At 63.0% G+C, this 23,569-nt stretch carries 17 protein-coding genes; 9 read left to right on the plus strand and 8 right to left on the minus strand.

The window, feature by feature from the left end; genetic code table 11:
• Positions 1-3 precede the first annotated feature (3 nt).
• The 7 genes from U1E20_RS00075 to U1E20_RS00105 all read right to left on the minus strand — a co-directional run bounded on the left by U1E20_RS00075 (position 4) and on the right by U1E20_RS00105 (position 6,494).
• Positions 4-864, minus strand: coding sequence for a Ku protein (locus U1E20_RS00075; protein WP_409978547.1), 861 nt, complete (start codon positions 862-864; stop codon positions 4-6).
• A gap of 45 nt (positions 865-909) precedes the next feature.
• Entirely contained in the window at positions 910-1,398 is a 489-nt protein-coding gene (locus tag U1E20_RS00080; protein ID WP_409978548.1) for a hypothetical protein, read from the minus strand.
• 13 nt (positions 1,399-1,411) lie between these two features.
• Positions 1,412-1,720 (minus strand): hypothetical protein, encoded by a 309-nt coding sequence (locus U1E20_RS00085; protein ID WP_409978549.1) that lies wholly within the window; start codon positions 1,718-1,720, stop codon positions 1,412-1,414.
• A gap of 182 nt (positions 1,721-1,902) precedes the next feature.
• On the minus strand, positions 1,903-2,460 hold the full coding sequence (locus U1E20_RS00090; protein ID WP_409978550.1) for a carboxymuconolactone decarboxylase: 558 nt from the start codon (positions 2,458-2,460) through the stop codon (positions 1,903-1,905).
• Between the two features lie 10 nt (positions 2,461-2,470).
• The gene (locus tag U1E20_RS00095; protein WP_409978551.1) at positions 2,471-4,195 is read right to left on the minus strand and encodes a thiamine pyrophosphate-binding protein; all 1,725 of its coding nucleotides are present in this window, start codon (positions 4,193-4,195) and stop codon (positions 2,471-2,473) included.
• A gap of 131 nt (positions 4,196-4,326) precedes the next feature.
• Entirely contained in the window at positions 4,327-5,112 is a 786-nt protein-coding gene (gene eutC, locus U1E20_RS00100; protein WP_409978552.1) for an ethanolamine ammonia-lyase subunit EutC, read from the minus strand.
• A gap of 2 nt (positions 5,113-5,114) precedes the next feature.
• A complete protein-coding gene (locus U1E20_RS00105) occupies positions 5,115-6,494 on the minus strand; it encodes an ethanolamine ammonia-lyase subunit EutB (protein WP_409978553.1) in 1,380 nt (459 codons plus the stop codon).
• A gap of 159 nt (positions 6,495-6,653) precedes the next feature.
• Here U1E20_RS00105 and U1E20_RS00110 point away from each other — a divergent pair, with 159 nt between their 5' ends.
• Both U1E20_RS00110 and U1E20_RS00115 read left to right on the plus strand, forming a co-directional pair.
• Positions 6,654-7,544, plus strand: coding sequence for a phosphotransferase (locus U1E20_RS00110; RefSeq protein ID WP_409978554.1), 891 nt, complete (start codon positions 6,654-6,656; stop codon positions 7,542-7,544).
• Entirely contained in the window at positions 7,541-9,988 is a 2,448-nt protein-coding gene (locus U1E20_RS00115; RefSeq protein ID WP_409978555.1) for an FAD-dependent oxidoreductase, read from the plus strand. The genes U1E20_RS00110 and U1E20_RS00115 overlap by 4 nt, the downstream gene beginning before the upstream one ends.
• 124 nt (positions 9,989-10,112) lie before the next feature.
• Here the strand turns inward: U1E20_RS00115 and rocD are convergent, their stop codons facing one another.
• Positions 10,113-11,357, minus strand: a complete 1,245-nt coding sequence (gene rocD / locus U1E20_RS00120; protein ID WP_409978556.1) for an ornithine--oxo-acid transaminase — start codon at positions 11,355-11,357, stop codon at positions 10,113-10,115.
• 127 nt (positions 11,358-11,484) lie between these two features.
• Here rocD and U1E20_RS00125 point away from each other — a divergent pair, with 127 nt between their 5' ends.
• The 7 genes from U1E20_RS00125 to U1E20_RS00155 all read left to right on the plus strand — a co-directional run bounded on the left by U1E20_RS00125 (position 11,485) and on the right by U1E20_RS00155 (position 22,842).
• Positions 11,485-13,023 (plus strand): aldehyde dehydrogenase family protein, encoded by a 1,539-nt coding sequence (locus U1E20_RS00125; protein WP_409978557.1) that lies wholly within the window; start codon positions 11,485-11,487, stop codon positions 13,021-13,023.
• Between the two features lie 172 nt (positions 13,024-13,195).
• Positions 13,196-14,599 (plus strand): VOC family protein, encoded by a 1,404-nt coding sequence (locus U1E20_RS00130; RefSeq protein WP_409978558.1) that lies wholly within the window; start codon positions 13,196-13,198, stop codon positions 14,597-14,599.
• 45 nt (positions 14,600-14,644) lie between these two features.
• Complete coding sequence (locus U1E20_RS00135; RefSeq protein ID WP_409978559.1) at positions 14,645-15,922, plus strand: cystathionine gamma-synthase family protein; 1,278 nt, start codon at positions 14,645-14,647, stop codon at positions 15,920-15,922.
• A 131-nt stretch (positions 15,923-16,053) separates the two neighbouring features.
• On the plus strand, positions 16,054-16,386 hold the full coding sequence (locus U1E20_RS00140; RefSeq protein WP_409978560.1) for an STAS domain-containing protein: 333 nt from the start codon (positions 16,054-16,056) through the stop codon (positions 16,384-16,386).
• Between the two features lie 22 nt (positions 16,387-16,408).
• On the plus strand, positions 16,409-16,834 hold the full coding sequence (locus U1E20_RS00145; RefSeq protein ID WP_409979614.1) for an ATP-binding protein: 426 nt from the start codon (positions 16,409-16,411) through the stop codon (positions 16,832-16,834).
• Positions 16,835-16,904: 70 nt separating this feature from the next.
• Positions 16,905-20,240, plus strand: a complete 3,336-nt coding sequence (locus tag U1E20_RS00150; protein WP_409978561.1) for an NAD-glutamate dehydrogenase domain-containing protein — start codon at positions 16,905-16,907, stop codon at positions 20,238-20,240.
• 4 nt (positions 20,241-20,244) lie between these two features.
• Positions 20,245-22,842 carry a PAS domain S-box protein gene (locus U1E20_RS00155; protein WP_409978562.1) on the plus strand — a complete coding sequence of 866 codons (2,598 nt, stop codon included), beginning with the start codon at positions 20,245-20,247 and terminating at the stop codon, positions 22,840-22,842.
• Positions 22,843-23,569 lie beyond the last annotated feature (727 nt).

The raw sequence follows: 23,569 nt of genomic DNA on the forward strand, positions 1-23,569 counted from the left end.
CGGTCAGCTCGCTTTCCGGCGCGTCGCGGCCATACGAGCCTTGCGCGCCGGCGCCGCGCGCTTGCGGGTCGCAGGCTTGCCCGCCTTGTCCGAAAGAGCCGCGCTCTCGCGCAGCGCGTCAAGCAGATTGACGACCTTGGCGTCGCGCGCCTTGCGCGGCGGCGCGACCGCTTTGCCGTCGAGCTTCGCCTTCACGAATTCGGCGAGCGCCTGTTCATAACGGTCTTCGAATTTCGACGGATCGAAGAATCCGCGTTTCGTGTCGATGATGTGCTTGGCGAGCTTCAGCATCTCGCCCTGAATTTTGACGTCGGGCGCGTCATCGAACGCCTGATCCGCGGATCGCGCCTCATAGTCGAAATGAAGCGTGATCGCGAGAAGCCCGTCGCCATGGGCGCTGATCAGAAGGGTGCGCGCGCGTCTAAACAGCGTCGCTTTGGCGATCGCCGCGACCTTGTTCCTGCGCAGGCCCTCGCGAATCAGCACGAAGAGTTCGCTCGCGTCGCTTTGCGACGGCGAGAGATAGTAGGGCTTATCGAAAAAGACAGTGTCGATCTCGGCCCAGCCCAGGAAATTCTCGATCGTCATGGCCTTGTCGCTCTGCGGACGAGATAGCGCGATCTCTTCGGGTTCGAGAATGACATAGTCGTTCTTATCGACCTCATAGCCCTTGACTTGATCGTCGGAGTCGACTGGCGCGCCGGTTTCGCTGTCGACGAAGGTTCGGCGCAGGCGATGGCCGGTCGCCCGGTTGATCATATGGAAGGCGATCCTGTCGGATGTCGACGTCGCTGAATAGAGCGCCACCGGACAGGCGAGCTCGGCGATCTTGAGAGAGCCCTTCCAATTCGCTCTCGGCGACAACGCACACCTCTTACGCTTGCGGGGCCATTGGCCACGGCTGTCGCATTACGCTTCCGGCGTTTTGGTCCTGTCAAGCTTTTCGGCAAGTTTCGAGGCGACCATCAAACCGACCGCCGCGCCAATGATCAGATGAAGATGAGGCTCAACTCGTTCTGCGACGGCCTTGGCGGCGACCGGCGCGAGCGATCCGATCGCCTTAACCATGTCGCCATTCGAATTGAGCAATTGGTCGGCGAACGACAGAGCGGAATGGTTCTGAGCTTCGAGTTCCGCCGCCGATCGCGTAACGCGCGCACCAAACCGAGCCGCCGTCGCGAAATGAACGACAATCGCGGCGATGAGAAAGGCGCCGGCGATCACCAGATTTCCAGCGATCTCGCCCCAGGTCGCGGTCGCGTAGGCATGGGCGGCGGCCGTGGCGAAGCCCAGCGCGAACAGAGCGAGGACGAAAACGATCGTGAAACGGGACGCGCCCTGCGTCGCCTTCTCGACGGTTTCGTCAACCCGGCGGAATATCGGGTCCAGGATCATCATCGTCGCCTAACGACTAGCTGCGGCCTTTCCACATCGCGCCGACCAAAAATCCCCCGGCGACGGCGAGCAACAGCGCAGTTATCGGCTGCTCGCGCACCGCCTCCTCAATGCTGGTCTTGAAGCCTTGGCTCGCGACCTTGGCTTTCTCAGCCGTTTCGCGCGATTGCCGCGCTGCAGTCGCCAGCGCTGCGTCGGTCTCGTCCATCTTGGCGTTCTCGTCATCGGCGAATGACGCTGCCTTGGCGGCGGCGTTCGCCGAGGCTTTGGCGATGGCGTCCTGCGCCTCGTGAATTTTGGTCGTGACTTGAGAAGTTGCATCCATCTCGGCTGCCCCGCTGGTCGCATATTGAACCTGCGGACAGTTTGATTGTTCCTCGACAAGCTGCGCTTTGGCTCGAATTAGTTCGAAAGATGAGCGGCGATGCCCGCTATTGGCGCCCGCATTCCACGACTTGAGGTTCGACGCGAGATAACGCCGCTAGGCCGAAGGGAAAAATGCGCCGTTCACTTGAATGGGCTTTCCACGCCTTCCGGCAAGGCGACGTCAAAGCCCTCGTTGATCCCCGAAAACATCTGATAGAAGCCCGATAAAACGACGAGTTCGACGAAGCCTTGGAGGCCGAACGCCCTAATGGCTTCATCCTGAACGCGCGACGGAATATTTCGCCACGACAATGTCGAGTCGAGCGCTTGCACGACAAGATCATAGGGTGGGGCGGCGACGGCGTTCACATCCTCGCCCCGCTGCAGCGCGCCGATGAGCGTCGATGGAACGCCCGCGGCTTCGGCGTGCTGAATGTGATCGATCCATTCGAAGGCGGCGCCGGTATGACGCGCGACGTAAAGCACGACAAATTGATAGATGTCGCGCGGCAGATGTCCTTCGAATTTCAGATAATAGCCGAGGTCCTCGATCCTTTCGCAAAGTTGCGGATGATTCATCAGCGCGGCGTAGGGGCCGCCAAAGCCTGCGCCCTGCGCCTTGCGCCGCTCGACCATGCGCTCGTAGAGCGCGCGATCGGCCGGCGATAGCGTTGAAGGATCGAAAGGCAATTGAGCCATCGGCGCTCGCTCACTCGTGGTAGGAATAGGTGGAGATCGCTTCGGCCCAATCCTTCACCGGCGTCGTGAAGGCCTTGTCGGCTTTGACATCGATGAGGCAGGGCCCATCGCCTTTGAGCGCTCTCTCGAAAGCGCCGGCAAGATCGCCTGGAGAGCGCACGGTTTCGCCGCGAGCGCCCAGGGCCTGCGCGAAACCGGCCCAGTCGTGGTCCGGCAATCGAGTCAGTTCGTCGGGCGTTGGCCCCAGCCCGTGCGCGCGCAGCCACACGTTCCCTAACGCCGCATTGTTGATGACGACATAGACGATCGGCAGCCGATAGCGCGCTGCGGTGGCGATTTCCATGCCGCCCATGCGCATGCAGCCGTCGCCGGTGATCGCCGCCACGCGCCGGCTTGGCTGCGCGCATTGGACGCCGATCGCGGCGCCGATCGCCCAGCCCATCGGGCCGAGATTGGTGGCGGAAACGTATGTTCTCGGTTCGTAAGACTCCCAATAATGGCCGGCGAAGGCGCGATGCGCGCCGGAATCGACGACGAGAACGCCGTCGCGCGGAAGCGCCTTTCTCAGCTCGCTGACGACGCGCGCCGGATGAATCGGAACCGCGTCGCTGTTGCAGTTTTCCGGGTCCTGCAGCCGGGGCGTCGACCGAATTTCCGAAACCCAAGTCGCACGCGCGGCGAGCGTCGGTTCGAGAGAGTCGCGCAGCTTGTCGCTTTGATCGAGTAGATAATCCAGATAGGCGCCGCAACTCCCGATGACGCCGCCATCCAGCGCATGCGTCCCGATCGCCGCAGGAAGCAAGTTCACGCAAATCGAAGCGTCTGGCTTCAGCTGCAGCGCCCAATGCATCGTGTCGCGCTCATTCAGTCCCGAACCCAAGATGATCAGCAAATCGAGCGATGGATCGGTCAGCGCGGCGCGGGCGTGATGCGTGCCCGCATAGCCGAAGACGCCAAGCGAAAGCGGATGGTCCTCTGGAAAAATGCCTTTGCCGCGCAGCGTCGTCGCGACGGGAATGCGCCACAGTTCTGCGAATTCCTTGAGCGCCGCGGCGGCGTTCGGATGTTCGACGCCAGCCCCGGCGAGAATCGCGATTTTTGCCGGCCGCTTGCCTTCGGCGCCGCCAGAAAAGTGTCGCAGCGACGATTCGGCGGCGGCCATCGACAGCGCGTCATAGTCGACCAGCGCCCGGTCGATCGGAACATGGCTCACTGAAAGGTCAGCGGCCAGACAGTCTCCAGGCAATGAGAGATGCACCGGCGCGGTCGGGCGAGTGCGAAGCCGCAACAGCGCGTGCTGGAACAAATGCGGCATATTCTTCGGATTATCGATTGACGAGGAATAGCGCGTCAGCGGCTTCATGATCGCGACGTCGTCGAGCGTCTGCGGGCTTGCGTCTTGAAACACGCCTAAGCCCTCGAGAAGCGTCGCGACTTCGCCGCTCAACAGAAGAAGCGGCGCGCCGTCCGACTGCGCGGTCGCCACGGCGGTGACGGCGTTGGTCAAGCCGGGGCCGCCGATGCAGAGCGCAGCGCCGAAATTTCCGCTGGCCCGCGCATAGCCGTCGGCCATATAGGCGGCGCCGCCTTCCTGCGCGGCGACGATCGGGGCGAGCGCCTTCTGCCTTCCTAAAGCCGGCAGAAAGGGATCGACGAGTCCGCCGGGCACCATGAACAAATGGTCGAGTCCTTCGCTCGCCAGCGCTTCGAGGATGAAATCGACCCCTAGCGGCATTGTCGCTCCAGTTCGGGATTCACGCGCCCGGCGTGGGCTGGCGAGTTTTTCGTGTGAAGCATAGTCGAACAAAAGCGTCGCGATCAATCGTGATTTGCGCGAATGGTCGTATGCGCCGCTTCGGGGGCGAACTAATTCTTAACGTCGATGGCGCGCGGCGCTTCCGACGCAAGCGTCTCGGCTTCGTCTTTCAACTCGACGCCGGTCAATTGGCGTCGGCGCGCCTCGTTGCAAAGATAAAGCAGCTTTCGCGTCGCCTCGTCATAGGCGAGGCCTTGCGGGCGGATGTTCGAGAGACAATTGCGCTCGGCGTCGGTGCGGCCGATGCGCGGCGCATAAGTGAGATAGACGCCTAGGCTGTCCGGCGAGGAGAGTCCGGGCCGCTCGCCGATGAGCACCGCTGCGAGTCTTGCGCCGAGCGTTTCGCCAATGTCGTCGCCGAGCGCCACGCGTCCCTGTTCGGCGAGCACGATCGGCGCGATTTTCCATGATGGTTGATTGAGAAATTGCAGTGTCTTTTCAAGCAGTGGAACGGCGTGCCGGGCGATGGCGCGTGCGGATAATCCTTCAGCGATAATGAACACGAGGTCGTAGTCGCCAGCCAAAGTTTTCAGCCGCTCGCGGGACTCGTCGTCCAGTCGCCGGCCCAGGTCCGGTCGCAGCAGAAAGCTGCGCCGGTCGCGCGCGGCGCTTTTAACGCGAACGGCCGCGAGCCCGCGCGACGTGAGTTCGTCGAAGAGGGTTTCCACGTCGAGCCGCTCTTCGACGGCGTCGCGCGCCTCGGCATGGGCCAGTTGAAAGTCCAGCGTGGCGCGCGTCGTGAGCGCCGCCCCGGCGCGCGGCAGGAAAATTCGCGCTGGCGTCGCCGAACGCAGCTTCGCAATCATGTCGAGCGGCGCCGGCCGACGATCCGCCATTCTCAGGCTCTTTCGAGAAGCGGCGCGAAGGCGGGGGGAAGCGCCGGCGCCTGCGGCTCGCCGCGCGCGTCGCTCAGTCCGACATCGTTCAGCCATTGCGCGAATTCCGGCGCCGGCGCGAGATTCAGCATGCGCCGTACGGCAAGCACGTCATGATAGGAGGTGCTCTGGTAATTCAGCATCACGTCATCCGCGCCGGGAACGCCCATGACATAATTGACCCCGGCGACGGCGAGCAGCGTCAGAATATCGTCCATGTCGTTCTGGTCGGCTTCGGCATGATTGGTGTGGCACACGTCGCAGCCCATCGGCAGTCCGAGCAGCTTGCCGCAGAAATGATCTTCGAGCGCCGCCCGCGAGATTTGCTTGCCGTCGAAGAGATATTCGGGCCCGATAAAGCCGACGACGGTATTGATCAGCAGAGGTTCGAACACTCGCGCGACGCCGTAAGCGCGCGCCTCCAGCGTCTGCTGATCGCAATGCCAATGGGCGTTGGCCGAAAGCGCGCTGCCCTGGCCGGTTTCGAAATACATCACATTGTCGCCGATCGTCCCGCGCTTTAAAGCGAGCGCCGCTTCATGGGCTTCACGCAACAGCGCGAGGTCGATTCCGAAGCTGGCATTGGCGGCCTGCGTGCCGGCGATTGACTGAAACACCAGATCGACCGGCGCCTGCCGTTCCATGAGCTGCAATGTCGTCGTGACATGGGCAAGAACGCAAGATTGGGTTGGAATGTTCAGCGTCGCGCGCAATTCGTCGAGAAGGCGCAAGAGTTCATAGCATTGTTCCGGACTGTCGGAGGCCGGGTTGACGCCGATGACGGCGTCGCCATTGCCGAGCAGCAGCCCGTCGATGGCGCTGGCGAGGACGCCGCGCGCGTTGTCGGTCGGGTGGTTGGGCTGAATGCGCGACGACAATCGTCCGCGCAGGCCGAGCGTATTGCGAAATCTGGTGACGACGCGCCGCTTGGCGGCGATGAGGATCAAATCCTGGTTGCGGCAGATTTTCGAGATTGCCGCCACCATTTCCGGCATGAGCCCGAAAGTAAGAGCCGCGAGCGCATCCTCATCGGCGGCGTCGGAGAGAAGCCAGTCACGACATTCGCCGACGGTCAACGACGCGATCGGCGCAAAGGCCGTTCGATCGTGACTGTCGACGATGAGGCGCGTGACCTCGTCTTCTTCATAGGGAATGAGCGCTTCGTTGAGGAAGACGCTCAAGGGGAGATCGGCGAGGGCCATCTGCGCCGCGACGCGCTCCGCCGCGCTGGTCGCGGCGATTCCGGCGAGGCAATCTCCCGAACGCAGCGGAGTCGCCTTCGCCATCAGCGTCTTAAGGTCTGGGAACCTGTAACTCGTGCCGCGAATCGTCGTCCCATACATGGCTCGACCTCGAACGACCATTTCTCAGGCTAGGGCGCCGACGCGAACATGTCACCTTGTGTCGGCAAGGTTTTCCCCAGCGCCGGCGCCGCCCATGGCCTTTGCGCCCGACCCGAATATACTCGCCGAGCCAAAGTTTGTTTGATCCCGCCGGAGCCGATGCCAGCCCAAGCCGCAGACCCCGAAACGCTGATCCGCGCGCTGCCGCTGTGGCGCGGGCCGATCGACATCGCGCCCTTGCTCGGCGGCATCACCAATAAGAATTATATCGTCACTGACGGCGACCGGCGCGTCGTCGTTCGGCTTGGCGGCGACATTCCGGTTCACGGCGTGATGCGCTTCAACGAGCTTGCGGCGAGCAGGGCGGCGGGCGCGGCGGGCATATCGCCGAAAGTTCTTTGTTCGGCGCCTACGGCGTTGGCGCTCGAATATATTTCCGGCTGCACTTATGACGCAGAGGATGTGCGCCAGAACCGTGGACGCTGCGTCGAACTCGTCAAGCGGGTTCATCGCGAGCTGGCGCGGCATTTGCGCGGGCCGACGCTGGCGTTCAACGTCTTTCACGTCATTCGCGACTATGCTCTTACGCTCGTCGACGATCAAAGCCGGATAGCGCCGCAATTGCCGCGCTTGATCGCGGCGAGCGAGGTTCTGGAAAAAGCCGTCGGCCCGATCGATCTGGTTTTTAGCCACAACGATCTCCTCGCCGCCAATTTTATCGATGACGGGCGCCGTCTCTGGCTCGTCGACTGGGATTATGCGGGCTGGAATACGCCGCTGTTCGATCTCGGCGGGCTCTCGTCGAACAATGGTTTCGACGCCGCGGACGACGCCGCGATGCTGGAAGATTATTTCGAAACGCCGCCTACGGATGCGCTGAGGCGACGGTTCAAGGCAATGCTCTGCGCCTCGCTGTTGCGCGAGACACTGTGGAGTCTCGTCTCGGAAAGCCGGTCCGAGATCGAATTCGATTATGTCGCTTATTCCGATCAAAATATCTCGCGCTTCGAGGACGCCTTCGCGGCGTTCCAGCAAGTGGAAAAAGCATGACCGACCTTCCGCATAGCGCGCAGATCATTGTTATCGGCGGCGGCATCGTTGGCTGCTCGGTCGCCTATCACCTCGCCAAGCGCGGCGTCGAGACGCTGCTCATCGAGCGCCATCAGCTGACCTCCGGCTCGACATGGCATGCCGCCGGACTGATCGGACAGTTGCGGACCAACGCCAATATCACCAAGCTGCTCGGCTATTCGGTGGAGCTTTACAACCGGCTCGAACAGGAGACCGGCTATGCGACCGGCTGGCGGCGCAATGGCGGGCTGCGCCTCGCCTGCAACGCCGATCGATGGATTGAAGTCAAACGGCAGGCCACGTCGGCGCGGAGCTTCGGTCTCGACATGCAACTCCTCAGCGCGAGGGAGGCGCAAGAGCTCTGGCCGCTGATGAATATCGATGACGTTATCGGCGCCGCCTTCCTGCCGACCGACGGGCAGGCGAATCCTTCCGACATCACTCAGGCGCTGGCGAAAGGCGCGCGGCTCGCCGGCGCGAAGCTTGTCGAAGGCGTCGCGGTCACGGAATTTCTCATCGAGAACGATTGCGTGCGCGGCGTCGTCACCGATCGCGGCGTCATCGCCTGCGAAAAGCTCGTGCTCTGCGCCGGCCTGTGGACGCAGCCGCTCGCCGCGCGCGCCGGCGTCGCCGTTCCGCTCTCCGCGGTTCACCATCAATATATCGTGACTGAAAAAATCGACGGCGTGACGAGCGATCTGCCGACCCTGCGCGATCCGGATCGGCTGACCTATTACAAGGAGGAGGTCGGCGGTCTCGTGATGGGCGGCTATGAGCCCAATCCCGTGCCATGGTCGTCTGGCGTCGTTCCCGAGGATTTCGCCTTTCGGCTGCTTGAAGACGACTGGGATCATTTCGAGCCGATCATGAATCTTGCGCTTGGCCGTGTGCCAGCGCTCGCCGAGGCCGGGATCAAACAAATGATCAACGGTCTCGAAAGCTTCACGCCCGACGGCAATTGGATGATCGGCGAAGCGCCGGAGGTGCGCAATTTCTTCGTCGGCGCCGGCTTCAACGCCTTCGGAATCGCCTCGGCGGGCGGCGCCGGCATGGCGCTCGCGGAATGGGCGGCCGACGGCGAACAGCCCTTCGATCTCTGGCCGGTCGACATTCGCCGCTTCGGCGCGCCGCATCGCGATCCGAACTGGGTGCGGGTGCGGACGCTCGAAGCCTATGCGCGCCATTACAGCATCGCCTGGCCCTTCGAAGAGTTTACGTCGGGCCGACCGCTGCGGCGCTCGCCTTTGTATGAGCGGCTCAAGGCAAAGGGCGCATGCTTCGGGGAGAAGATGGGTTTCGAACGGCCAAACTGGTTCGCGGATTTGGCGGCCGGCAAAGCGCCGCGGGACCGCTATTCCTTCGGCCGACCGGGCTGGTTCGACGCGGTCGGACGCGAGCATCGCGCCTGCCGCGAGACGGCGGCGCTGTTCGATCAGACGAGCTTCGCCAAGGCGCTCGTCGTCGGCAAGGACGCCGAAGCGGCGCTGTCCTGGATCGCCGCCAATGACGTCGCCAAGCCGCCTGGGGCCGTCGCCTATACGCAATTGCTGAACGCCAAGGGCGGTATCGAATGCGATCTGACGATCACGCGATTGGCGAGGGACCGCTATTATGTGGTGACCGGGACGGCCTTTGCAACGCATGACTTCGATTGGATCAGGCGATCCATCCCTGAAGGACTGGACGCGACGCTCATCGACGTCACTTCCGCGAATTCGGTATTGGCGCTGATGGGGCCGCGCGCCCGCGACATCCTGCGATCCTGCAGCGACGATGATTTTTCCAACGCCGCCTTCCCCTTCATGAGCGCCCGCGACATCCGCTTGGCCGGCGCGCCGGTTCTGGCGATCCGAGTCACCTATGTCGGCGAACTCGGCTGGGAGCTTCACATCCCCGTCGATTTCGCGGTCTGCGTCTATGACGCGCTGATCGAAGCAGGCGCGCCCTTCGGACTTGTCGACGCCGGCTACAGAGCGATCGAATCGCTTCGCCTTGAGAAGGGCTATCGCGCCTGGGGCGCCGACATCGGCCCCGATCACTCGCCGCCGATGGCGGGACTGAACTTCGCCGTCAAAATGAAATCGTGCGCGCCGTTTCAGGGGAGAGAAGCGCTGGTTCGATCCGCCGCCGCGCCACTGCCGCGCCTTCTCGCCGGTTTCGCCGTCGACGATCCCGACATCACGCTGCTCGGACGCGAAACAATCTATCGCAACGAAGCGCGCGTCGGCTGGTTGTCGAGCGGCGGCTATGGCTATTCGATCGGCAAGGCGATCGGCTACGGCTACGTTCGCTGCGCCGACGGCGTCGATCCGACATTCGTTCTCTCGGGCGACTATCAGCTCGAAATCGCCGGCGAGCGCCGACCGGCGATAGTCTCGCTGTCGCCTTTCTATGATCCGAAAGGCGAACGCATTCGCGCCTGACCGCGGCTTATAGATCACGCTGCGTTTAGGCGGAATCGCCTAAACGCAGATGACGTGATCGATCCCTAAAGTTTAGAGCGCGCTTTGCGCAAAAAACCGGCTTCCACTTTTTTCGTAGCGCGCTCTATGCTTCGAGCCGCTGGCCGGCGCCTGACGCCTTCCCGCCGAGTTCTCGCGGGGCGTCAAACGTCGCGAGCGTTTCCTCGACCGCGTCGAGCGCAAGATCTAGGTCGTCTTGGGAGATGACGAAGGGCGGCGCCAGACGCACGACGGTGTGATGCGTGGCGGTGGTCAGCACGCCTTTGTCGATCAGGCGCTCGCAAACTTCTCGCGCGCTTGCGTAGCGCGGGTCCAGCTCCACGCCCGCCCAAAGGCCGCGCCCGCGAATCTCCCTGATCGCCGGCAGGCGCATCGCGTCCAGACGTTGCAGCATTCGCGCGCCGAGCGTCTGGCTGCGTTCAACCAGCCGCTCATCGCGAATGATTCGCAGCGCTTCGAGGCCGACGGCGGCGGCGAGCGTGTTGCCGCCGAAAGTCGACCCATGCGAGCCCGGCGTGAACACGTCCATCACTTCGCGTTTCGCGACGAAGGCGGAAACCGGCAGCACGCCGCCGCCAAGCGCCTTTCCGAGCGTGACGCCGTCGGGGACGACTTTCTCATGTTCGAAGGCGAACCAGGTGCCGCTGCGCCCCAGCCCGGATTGTACCTCGTCGAGCATCAGCAAGACGCCGCGGGCGTCGCAGAGTCGGCGGAGCCCCAAGAGCCAGCCGTCGGGCGGCACGATGACGCCGGCTTCGCCCTGGATCGGCTCGACGAGGATCGCCGCCGTGTTTGGCGTAAGGGCGGCTTCGAAGGCCGCGAGATCGCCAAAGCGCGCCGAGCGAAATCCAGGCATGAACGGGCCAAACCCGTCGCGATATTCTTCCTCCGACGAGAAACTGATGATCGTCGTGGTGCGGCCATGAAAATTGCCGTCGGCGACGATGATTTCCGGATTGGCGATTCCCTTGACGCGATGGCCCCAGCGGCGCGCCGCCTTGATCGCCGTCTCGACCGCTTCCGCGCCGCTATTCATCGGCAGAGCGGCGTCGAGCCCGGTGACTTTGCACAGTTCTTCGAGAAAAGGGCCAAGCCGGTCATCGTAAAAAGCGCGCGACGGCACGGCGAGCCGCTGCGCCTGTTCGTCGAGCTTTGCCAGAATTCGCGGATGCGCGTGACCGAGGCTGACCGCCGAATAGGCGCTCATCATGTCGATGTAGCGCCGGCCCCCCGTATCCCACAGATAGGCGCCCTCTCCGCGCGCGAGCCTGACCGGCAGCGGATCATAGTTTCTGGCGACGTGCTTGTTCCTGAACGTCGTGCGATCCATTTGCAAGAGCTTTTCGCGCCTGCCCGCGTCAGGTGGCGACTGCGGACATTTGCGCCTTTCATGCTTACATAGGCAGTCGTGACATAAGGCGCCAGCCGCGTGAGACGGCGGTCATCGGGGAATAGAAATGGAGCCGCGCGTTCCGCATGCCGAATTGGCCGCCGAAGCCGCGGCCCTTCTGCAAGAATTCGGGGTGGACTCTCGCAGGTTCACGGGCGGGTCTCTGACCATTCGCTCGCCGATCACTGGCGAGATCATCGCGCGCGTCGAAGGCGCCGATTCAGCGATCGCGCAGCAGACGATCGCGCGCGCCGAGGCGGCGTTTCGCGTCTGGCGCAATGTCCCGGCGCCGCGTCGAGGCGAATTCGTGCGTCTGCTCGGCGAGGAGCTGCGCGCGGCCAAGGCCGAGTTGGCGCGCCTCGTCACGATCGAGGCCGGCAAGATCACGACCGAGGGACTCGGCGAAGTTCAGGAGATGATCGACATCTGCGACTTCGCCGTCGGCCTGTCGCGGCAGCTTCATGGACTGACCATCGCCACCGAGCGTCGCGGCCATCGGATGATGGAGACCTGGCATCCGCTCGGCGTCGCCGGCGTGATCACCAGCTTCAACTTTCCCGTCGCGGTCTGGGCCTGGAACGCGGCGCTCGCCTTGGTCTGCGGGAATTCGCTTGTGTGGAAGCCGTCGGAAAAGACGCCGCTGGTCGCGCTCGCGTCGCAGGCGCTGGTCGCGCGCGCCGCCGCGCGTTTTGGCGACGCGCCGGATGGTCTTTCCAGCCTGCTCATCGGCGGTCGCGAGATCGGCGAAGCGCTGGTTGAAGATTCGCAGATTCGACTAGTGTCCGCGACAGGTTCGACCGCCATGGGACGCGCCGTCGCGCCGCGCCTCGCGCGTCGCTTCGCGCGATCGATCCTCGAACTTGGCGGCAACAACGCCGCGATCGTCTGCGCCTCCGCGCCTCTCGATCTTGCCGTGCGGGCGATCGCCTTCGCGGCGATGGGCACGGCAGGCCAGCGCTGCACGAGCCTGCGCCGGCTGATCGTGCATGAAGACATTCATGACGAGCTTCTGAGCAGGTTGCGACGCGCATATGGCTCGGTTCAGGTCGGCGATCCTCGCGACGGCGGGACGCTGATCGGACCGCTCATCGACGAGAGCGCGTATGCGGCGATGCGCGCCGCGCTCGACGAGGCGCGCGGCGCGGGCGGCGCGGTCTTTGGCGGCGAACGCGCGTTGGCCGAAAAATATCCCGACGCTTTTTACGTGCGTCCGGCGCTTGTGGAGATGCCGGGCCAGACCGAGGTCGTGCGGCGCGAGACATTCGCGCCCATTCTCTATGTGATGAAGTTCCGTAGCCTCGGCGAAGCGATCCGATTGAACAATGATGTCGCCCATGGCCTGGCGTCGTCGATCTTCACCGCGCGTCTGGATGAGGCCGAATATTTCATGGCCGCCGACGGCTCGGACTGCGGCATCGCCAATGTGAATATCGGCCCGTCCGGCGCCGAAATCGGCGGGGCCTTCGGCGGCGAGAAGGACACCGGCGGCGGTCGCGAAGCTGGGTCGGACTGTTGGAAGGCCTATATGCGCCGCGCCACCAACACGATCAATTATTCTGGCGAATTGCCGCTGGCGCAGGGCGTCAAATTTGATTTGGAGGCATAGTCGGCGCCGGCTTGTTTGCAGCCATGCGAGCCTGGAGGCTCGCGGTCCAGGGTGCGCCGTTCTTGGAACGCGAGCCTCCAGGCTCGCACTGCCTCCGCCGGTCGCGCTCGTGGTTTTGCGACGCCGACGACTTAAATGACGAGATGGCAAACCTCGATCGGTCAGGGCTGCGATGAACGAACCTTTTGCTTCCGCCGACGCCCTTCGGGCGATGTTCGCCTCGGCGATTTCGGAAATGTATCAGGCCGAAGCGCCGCAGTATCGCGCGATGAAAGCGCTCGTGGCCGAGACGAATCGGCAATGCTTGGCCGATGAGCCGCAACTGAAGCAGCGCCTTCTCGAGAGCGGCGAACTTGAGCGACTCGACGTCGAGCGCCATGGCGCCATTCGCATCGGCACAGCCCAGGAGCTGTCGATGCTGCGTCGGCTCTTCGCGATCATGGGCATGGCGCCGGTCTCCTATTACGACCTGTCGATCGCCGGACTTCCGGTGCATTCGACCGCCTTCCGGCCGATCGGCGAAAGCGCGATGCGTGCGAGCCCGTTTCGGATATTTGCCTCGCTGCTGAGACTGGATTTTATCGCCGATGCGCAAGCACGGGAGATCGCTGCAAAAATCCTTGCTCAGCGCGATATATTCACGCCGCGATGCCGCGAACTGATCGACATTCACGAAAGGCGCGGCTTCGACGATGAAGAGGCGCGGGAATTTGTGATTGAAGCGGCGAAGACATTCCGTTGGAGCGGGCAGGCGACAGTCTCTTCAGCCGTCTATCGCAGGCTCCATTCGACGCATCCGCTGCTCGCCGACATTGTTTGCTTCAAGGGGCCGCATATCAACCATCTCACTTTGCATGCGCTCGATATCGACGTCGCGCACGCCGCGATGGCGGCGCATGGCATGAATCCGAAGGCGATCATCGAAGGACCGCCGCGTCGCCGCTGCCCGATCCTGCTGCGTCAGACGAGCTTCAAGGCGAATGCCGAGCCTGTCGACTTCACCGAGGAAGATGGTCGGCGCCTAAGCGGCGCCCATGCCGCGCGCTTCGGCGAGATCGAGCAACGAGGCGCCGCGCTGACAGCGAAGGGGCGCGCGCTCTACGACAGGCTTCTCGCCGAAGCTCAGTCCGAGGCTCCGCTCGCGCCGGATGGCGCGAATGCGCATGACTTCCATGCAGCGCTGACCCGGCGCTTCGCGGCGTTTCCCGACGATCGCGAGACGCTGAGACGCGAGAAGCTCGCCTATTTCCGCTATTCTCCCGATGCTGGAGCGCGGACAGGGGAGATTACGTCCCCTGCTTCGGTGGACGATCTCCTGCGGATCGGCGCGCTGCGCGCCGAGCCGATCCTTTACGAGGATTTTCTGCCCGTCAGCGCCGCCGGCATTTTTCGCTCGAATCTCGGCGACCGGCGCGCTGAAACATTCATCGAGCGCGCCGACCGGCGCGCCTTCGAGACGGCGCTCGGCGCGCCAGTCCTTAACGAACGCGCGCTCTATGAAGATCAGGAAACGCGCTCCTTGTCGGCAAGCCTTGAGGCGCTCGGCCTCGATGCCGTCGCCGCGCTTCAAATTTGAACAGGCGCATTCGGCCGATTTTGGCGCGGCGGAAAGGGACTGACCATGGACAGCGCGCGTTACCACAAGGCCAGCATCGGCAACCATCTGCTCCAGCCGGAAACGCTGATGCTGAGCTATGGCTACGACCCGGCGCTGTCGGAAGGGTCCGTCAAGCCGCCGGTGTTTCTCACCTCGACCTTCGTGTTTCGGACCGCGGAGGATGGGCGCGACTTTTTCGACTATATGGCCGGCCGTCGCGCGCCGCCGGAAGGCGAAGAGGGCGGCCTCGTCTATTCGCGCTTCAACCACCCCAATCTCGAAATCGTCGAGGATCGTCTGGCGATCTATGAACATGCCGAATGCGGTCTGGTTTTTTCCTCCGGCATGGCGGCGATCGTCACGACAATTCTTTCCTTCGCGCGGCCGGGAGAAACGATATTGCGCAGCCGTCCGCTCTATGGCGGCACGGAGGTTCTCATCGACAGGACTCTGGCGCCGTTCGGTCTGACGGGCGTCGGCTTCACCGATGGGCTCGACGAGGAAAACATCCGCGCCGCAGCCGCCCGCGCGATGGATATCGGGCGGATTGCGATGATTTTCATCGAGACGCCGTCCAATCCGATGAACAGCCTCGTCGACATTGCGCTGGTGCGGCGCATCGGAGAGGACATCGCGGGCAAGCAGGGCGCGCGGCCAGTCATCTGCTGCGACAACACGCTGCTCGGCCCGGTCTTCCAATCGCCGCTGCGGCATGGCGCCGATCTGTCGCTCTATTCGCTGACCAAATATGTCGGGGGACACAGCGATCTCATCGGCGGCGCCGTCGTCGGCGATTGCGCGCATCTCAAGACGATCCGATCGATGCGCAGCGCGATCGGCACGCAGCTCGATCCGCATTCCTGCTGGATGCTCGGCCGGTCGCTCGAAACGCTGTCCTTGCGCATGAACCGGGCCGCCGAGAACGCGGCGATCGTCGCGAATTTTCTCGCCGGCCATCCCAAAGTGGCCTGTGTCCACTACCCGCCGCTGCTGCCGCGCGATCATCCGCAGCGCATGCTGATGGAGCGTCAGTCGACTTCCGCCGGATCGACCTTCTCATTCGAGGTCGTCGGCGGGCAGGCGGAAGCCTTCGCTCTTCTCAATCGACTTCAGATTTTCAAGCTCGCCGTGAGTCTGGGCGGCTCCGAATCCCTGATCTGCCATCCGGCGACCACGGTGCATTCGGGCCTGACCGAGGAGGCCCGGCGGGAAATCGGCATCACCTCTTCGCTCATTCGCGCGTCGATCGGCATTGAGCATCCCGACGACCTCATTGCCGACCTCACGCTGGCTTTTGGCTGAAAAACCCGAGCTTACGGCGTCTCACGGCCAGAGGGCGTCACAAGCTTCGCGTAAGACCCTGTTAAATGTGGAGGCGTAGACATATGTAACCAATCAGTTGTTTGGTTCCGAAATCGAGCAGAGACTGGACAATGAGAGTAGCGAACGAAGTGCGCGACGATCGCACCGTTTTGAGCATCCAGGAAGATCGCATCGATGCGCATAACTCAGGCGAGCTCAAGAATCTGGTGCTGAAGACGCTCGAAGGCGGCGCAAAGAATGTCGTGATCGATCTCGCGCGAGTTCAATTCATCGACAGTTCGGGTCTGGGCGCTCTGCTCTCCGGCTACAAGAACGCCAATCTGCGCTCGAGCGGCTTTGCGTTGGCGGGCCTGCAGCCGCGCGTGAGATCGATGTTCGAGTTGACCAGGCTGCATCGCGTTTTCGACATTTATCCAAGCCTGCAACTGGCGCTGAGCGCCTGAATGGGAACGGGCGGTGATCGACATGTGCGAGACGGCGGTCAATCTGGACATCGTCGTTCCCAATGAAACGCGATATTTGCGTTTTGTCGGCGCGATCGCCGAACAGCTCGCCAAAGAGTTGGATATTCAGGAGGATCAACGCGACGCGCTCGCGTTCAATCTCAATCTGGCGCTGACCGAAGCCGTCGCCAACGCAATTCAATACAGCGCTGCGGCGCATTCGAAGGATTCGGTTCGGATCAGTCTTTCCGTCAAGGACGCCTATCTTTCAGTGCGCGTCTTCGATCATGGCGGCGGCTTCGATCTTGCTTCCGTGCCGACGCCTGATTTTGACGAACTTCGCGAACGCGGCCGCGGCATATTCTTCATCCGTTCGGTGATGGACTCGGTTCAATATCGCAAGACGGATTCGGGCAATGTGCTCGAAATGCGCAAGAAGATCGCATAGCCCTCCCGTGTTTGGCCCTCCAGAAACATCGGCGCCCGATACATTCCGCCCCGTTGACTGGGATGCGTCGGTGCGCCGCTTCCTGCGTCGCGCCGGACGCCGCGTCGGGCGCGAATTCTCGGCGGAGGCGCTTCGCCGACTGCCCAAGTCCTATCGCTATCTCGTGCCGGCGCCGCGCGCCGCGCGCGACCTTGCGCTGATCGAGGGCGGCAAAGACAGCGGGCGTGAAATCGTTGAACTCCGTCCGCTGCGCGGCGTCGGCGTCGGGCGCTACGAGATTCGCCTCATCGGCGCGACGGAGCGTTCGCTCGACGAACTCCTGCCGATATTGCAGAATTTAGGCTTGCGCGTCTCGGACCAAATTCGGTTCGAGCTCGATCTCGGCGTCGGGACGCGGTTTATCCGAAGCTTTACCGTTGAGCCTTCGGCGCCAAGCGCCATCGGCCTTGCCCATTGCCGGCGGCGATTGTTGCGGGCGCTCGAAGCGGCGCTTGCGGCGGAGGTCGAAAGCGACGCCTTGAACGGCTTAATCCTCGCGACCGAACTCGACTGGCGTCAGATCGATCTCTTTCGCGCTTATTGCAATTACTATCAGCAGCTCGGCGTGAGGCTGGGGCGCGCCCGCATCTATCAGGGGCTCTTGCGAAGTCCGGCGGCGGTCAACCTGCTCTATCGCTATTTCGAGGCGCGGTTCGAACCGGATCATGAGAGGCGCGACTCGTTTGAGATAGAACTTGAATTGCTCACGCCGATCCGCGCTCAACTCGTCGACGTTCTCGACAAGGTCGTCGACGGCAGCGACGATCGCATTCTGCGCGATCTCTTCAATCTCATCGACGCCACGGTGCGCACGAATTTCTACTTTTCGGGAGAATGGGCGCGCAACTTCATCGCTTTGAAGATCAGCAGTCTCGGCGTCTTCAACATGCCGTCGCCAAAGCCAATGGCGGAAATCTACGTTCACTCCGCGTCGATGGAAGGCATCCATCTTCGCGGCGCGAAGGTGGCGCGTGGCGGCATTCGCTGGTCGGACAGGCCCGAAGACTTTCGTAGCGAAATCCTCGCCCTGATGCAGACCCAGATGATCAAGAACGCCCTCATCGTGCCGCAGGGCGCCAAGGGCGGCTTTATCCTGAAACTTCCCTACACCGACGCGACGCAGCGCCAGCGGCTGGGGAAAGCGGCCTATTCGCAATTCTTGCGCGGGCTTCTCGATCTCACCGACAATCTGAAGGAATCGAAAATCATTCGGCCGCCGGAGCTTGTCGCTTATGACGATCCGGATCCTTATCTCGTCGTCGCCGCCGACAAGGGCACGGCGACCTGGGCCGACGTCGCCAATGAGATTTCTCAATCTTATGGCTTCTGGCTGGGCGACGCCTTCGCTAGCGGCGGCGCGCATGGCTATCACCACAAGAAATTGGGCATCACCGCGCGCGGCGCGTGGGTCTGTGTAAGGCGGCACTTTTATGAGCTTGGCCGCGATGTCGACGCCGAGCCCTTTACCGTCGTCGGCGTCGGGTCGATGGATGGCGACGTCTTCGGCAATGGCATGTTGCATACGCCAAACATCAGATTGCTCGCCGCCTTCGACGGCCGGTATATTTTCCTCGACCCCAATCCCGACCCGCTGGTTTCCTTCGCCGAGCGCCGCCGTCTGTTTGACCTGCCGCATTCGACGTGGCGCGACTATAATCCAGCGCTGCTCTCGCCGGGTGGCGGCGTTTATCGGCGCGACGCCAAGGATGTCGCGCTCAGCCCCGAAGTGCGCGCCTGGCTCGGCGTGCGGCACAGCACGACCGACGGCGAGGCGCTGGTTCGCTGGCTGCTGACGGCGCCCGTCGACCTGTTGTGGATGGGCGGCATTGGCGCCTATGTCAAGGCGAGTTCCGAAACGAATGAAGGCGTCGGCGACCGCGTCAACGACAGCGCGCGGGTCGATGCGCTGCAGCTTCGCGCCAAGATCGTCGGCGAGGGCGCCAATCTGGCGTTCACCCAGAAGGCGCGCATCGAATATGCGCTGAAGGGCGGCCGCATCAACACCGACGCCGTCGACAATTCGGCGGGCGTCGATCTCTCCGATCACGAAGTCAATCTGAAGACTTTGCTGCGCATACGTCCTGATACGGAGGCGCCGGAAATTGGCGACGCCAATGCGCTTATTGCGTCCCTCACCGAGGACGTTTGCGCTTCGGTATTACGAGATAATGACCAGCAGAGTCTTTGCCTGTCCCTGGACCGCGCGCGGTGTCTCGTCAATCTCGACCCATTCATGGATATCGCCGAGCAACTCGAAAACGCCGGCTATATCAATGCGGCAGCCGAGGCGTTCCCGACGCGCAAGGATGTCGCCGCGCGCGAGACGAAGGAATTGACGCGGCCGGAGCTTGCCTTGCTGATGGCGAATGCGAAACTCGCGTTGAAGCAGCGGCTGCTTGAGGATGAATCTTTCCTGCAAGGATCCTGGGCCGAAGATTTTCTGGCGAATTATTTTCCCGAATATGTCCGATCTCATTTTGCGGAGCGGATCAAACGCCATTCGCTCGCGCGGGAAATCGCCGTCACGGCGATTTGCAACGCTGTGATTGATCAGGCGGGCGTCCGCTTTCTGCTGTTCGGCGAGGGACTGACGCCGGCGCTGCTGAGCTACGCCGTGAAGCTCTACCTCGCCTTCGATCGAATTTTCGAAGGCGACAGATGGCGCGCGGCGTTTCGGTCGCAGGGCGGGTTGGACGCCGCGCATGAATGTGGCTTGCTGCTTCAGCTTGAAGACGCTCTCGCCGACATGTGCCAATGGGCGATGCGGCGCGGCTATCGACTAAGCCCGGACGATAAAGAGATCGAACGCTGGCGTCTCGATCTTCGCGACTATCGGGCGCGCGTCGGCGCCAGTAAACCGGCGGATGGGCTGGGAGAGCCATACTTCGATCGCGTGGGCGATTTTCCTTTCCTTGTCGCGCTCAGCCGGGAGTCGGGAGAAGACATGCGCGCGGCAGGCGCCTGTTTCGATCAGGCGGCCAATCTTTTCGGGCTGAAAAAGCTTACCGCCTTTCTAGAGGAGGTGAAGCCGAGAGACCGATGGGAGCAGCAGTTGCAGGCCGCGCTCGACGCGAGGATGAGGGATGCGGCGGCGCGCATCGCCTCAATGCAGTTCCTGACCGGAATCGCCGACCCCCGCGCCTTATTCCGTAACGTCGGCCTGGAATTCCGGCTCGCCGGGCTTGAGCGGCTGGCCTTCAAGCTGGAATCCTCGATGTTCACGACGCTCACGCCGATCGCGGCCTTTGTCGCCGAACTGAACGCGCTCGTCGACGCCTGCGACGCAGCCTATCGCAAACAGGCCGGCGACCGCGGGGAGGGTGAGCGACGGCGCCCGGGCGTTTCGGCGCAATCGGGAGTTTCTTAGCGCGATGGAAACGCTCGCCGCCGATCGCGCCATTCTCGACGCCTTCGATGAGGCGCTGTGCATTGTCGAATCCTCAGGCGCCGTGCGAGCGATGAACCGCGCCGCCGAACGGCTGACCGGCTATTCCGAGAGCGAGCTTCGCGGCCGGTCTTTCTTCTCGCAGCTTGTCGCGCGGCACGGCGCCGATCGCGCGCCATCATGGTCGCCGCTTGTTCGCGAGCGGCTGTCCGTGCGCTTGCGACGCAAGGATCGAACCTCGATCGAGATTCGCTGCGAGATCGATCCGCTGGGCGACGACGGCGGCGGCGCGCTCATCAAGCTTCGTCCGATCGACGAAGAGGCGAGCGAGTCGGAGGCGCTCGACGACATCAAGGAAAAACTGGAAACGATCTTCGGCGGCATGGCCGACGGTCTCGTGGCGATCGACGAGGCCGGCGAGATATTGCTGTTCAGCAAGGGCGCTGAGAGGATTTTCGGCTATCGCGCCGAGGAAGCGCTCGGCGCCAATGTCAAGATACTGATGCCTTCGCCCTATCGCGATGCGCATGACTCCTATCTTGCCGCTTATAAGGAAACCGGCGTCAAGAAAATCATCGGCATTGGCCGCGAGGTCGTCGGTAGACGAAAGAACGGCGCGACCTTTCCGATGTATCTCTCGATCGGCGAAATCCGGCTCAAGGGAAAGCGCTATTTCGTCGGCGTCACCCATGATCTTACCAGACTGAAACGCGCCGAGGAGCAACTGCTGACGTTTTCCGCCGCGATCGAGCAAAGTCCGATCGCGGTGATGATCGCCAATCAGCATGGCGAAATTGAGTATGTGAACAGCCGCTTCGCCGCCCTGACCGGCTATCGGCCGCATGAGCTCATCGGCCAGAACCCGCGCATGCTTCAATCGAAGCAGACGGTGAACGATCAATATCGTCGACTGTGGGAAAGCATTTCCGCCGGCGTCGAATGGCGCGGACAGATTCAGGACAGACGCAAGGACGGCAAGCTCTACTGGGCGTCCGAAATCATCACGCCGCTGCGCGACGCCGCCGGGGCCATCACCCATTTTCTCGCCATCCAGCAGGACATCACCGAACAAAAGCGCGACAAGGAGGCGCTGCTCGAGAGCGAGCAGCGCTTCCGGCAGATCGCCGACATGGCCGGCGAATGGCTGTGGGAGCAGGATCGCGACGGCCGCTATACTTACAGCAGCGGCGCGGTCGAGGATGTGTTGGGGATGACGCCCGAGGAGGTCGTCGGCAAGACCTATCTCGATCTCTTCGCCAAGGAGCCGGCGAGCGGCGCCGTCGCAAACAGCGCGCCGAGCCTCATCGCGTCGCGCCGGCCGTTCCACCGCGTCGTCAATCATTACCGGCATAAGAACGGCGGCGACGTCTATACCGAGTCGACCGGCGCGCCGGTGTTCGACGACGACGGCCGGCTGGTCAAATGGCGCGGCGTCGACCATGACATGACGGCGCGCAAGAAATATGAGGACGCGCTGCGCGTGCGCAATCGCGCCATCGAATCCGTCCCGATCGGCATCGCGATCTGGGATGCGCAGGCGCCCGGCGTGCCCAATGTCTATGTCAATCCGGCGCTCTGCCGGATCACCGGATTCGCCCGCGAGGAGCTGCTCGGACACAGCATGCATCTGTTGCGTGGGCCGGCGACCGATCCCGCGGCGCTCGATGAAATCCGCAACGCGATCGCGCATCGCAAGAGCTGTCAGGTTACGGTGAAATTCTACCGCAAGGACGGCGCGCCCTTCTGGGACGAATTGTTCATCTCGCCGGTCGCCAATGAGGCGGGGCGGATCACCCATTTCGTCAGCGTTCACGCCGACATTTCCGACCGGCGCCGGGTCGAGGAAAGCCGCCACGAGCTTGAAATCGCGAGGCACATTCAGCTGTCGCTGCTGCCGAGCGCGCCGCTGCGCACGGCGCATATGGAAATCGCCGGAATCTGCGTGCCGGCGACTCATGTCGGCGGCGATTATTTCGACTATTTCGAAAATTCCGGCGTCATCGACATCGCCATCGCCGATGTTTCCGGCCATAGCGTCGGCGCGGCGCTGATCATGACCGAAGTGCGCAGCACGCTGCGCGCCGAGACTCGGCGGTCGACCAACGCCTCCTGCGGGCCGGCGGAGCTTTTGCGCGACCTCAATGAGCTGCTGCACGACGATCTCTTCGCCGCGGACCTCTTCATCACCATGTTCTATTGCCGCTTCCTGCCGCAGACACGGGTGCTGCAATATGCCAACGCCGGTCAGAATCCGCCGCTGCTGCTGCGCGCCGACGGCGCGGTCTGCGCGCAGCTCGACGCCGACGGGCTGGTGCTCGGGGTGATGCGCGGCGTCGATTTCAAGCAGGGGAGCATCGATCTTGCGCCGGGCGACAGGCTGCTGTTTTACACCGATGGAATCACCGAGACGCAGAACCGCCAGGGCGAGTTCTTCGGGGTCGAACGACTGTCCGCGTCGTTCATGCGGCATCGCGGCCTCGCACCGGGCGATCTGATCAAGGCGACGCTCACCGATGTGCGCGCCTTCCGCGGCGAGCCGCCAGCGACGGACGACATCGCCATGGTGGCGGCGGAAGTGCGCTGAGGCGTGGCGAATGCGGTACGCGCCAACTGACACGGATGGTGTCATTCCCGGCAGGCCGCGGGCCTGACCGGGAATCCAGAGCGAATTCAAGAATGCTGATTTTACTCTGGATTCCGGATCGCGCTTCGCGCGTCGGGAATTACAGCCGAGCGGTTGAAACGGCGCGACACAACGGGCGCGCGAAGATTTCCCGCCGCCTTGCGGCGCGGGGGCGAGCGGTCCGGGACGCCCCGGCCGTCGCTGGCCGCAGCGCTAAGAAATGTCTTCGACTGCCGGTTTCTCCCGGACACGGATCGCGTCGTCTCGCCGCCTCCGGGCTGAGGGAGCCGCTCCCCATCGTTCGGGTAACCGACGCCTGCGCCATCCTCGGATATTGCGGTCCGGGCTTTCAAAGCCTGCACATGAGTTTCGTTGAGCCTTGCGGCTCATCGAAGGGGCTCATGCGTCTCCGCGCAAAGGAGAGAAGCCCAGACCGGCGACGCGCCGCCGGACCAGGGAACGAGGGTCGTTCGTCCCGCCGGATCCGTCCTTCGCCGGCGCCGCCCGACCCTGAGCCGCGCCCTCGCTTGACGAAGGCGAGAGGAGGATAGGAATTTATTCCAGGAATGTCAAGACCGGTTGAAATCGGGCAGGGTCTTGAGTCCGAATTTTGATCGGTTGGGTAGGCGGTCAGGCTAGCGGGTCATTTTGAAATTTGGCGGGGTAGACCGGCCACCGGTTTATCCCC

It is taken from the genome of Methylocystis sp. (assembly GCF_046349115.1).
Lineage (GTDB): Bacteria > Pseudomonadota > Alphaproteobacteria > Rhizobiales > Beijerinckiaceae > Methylocystis.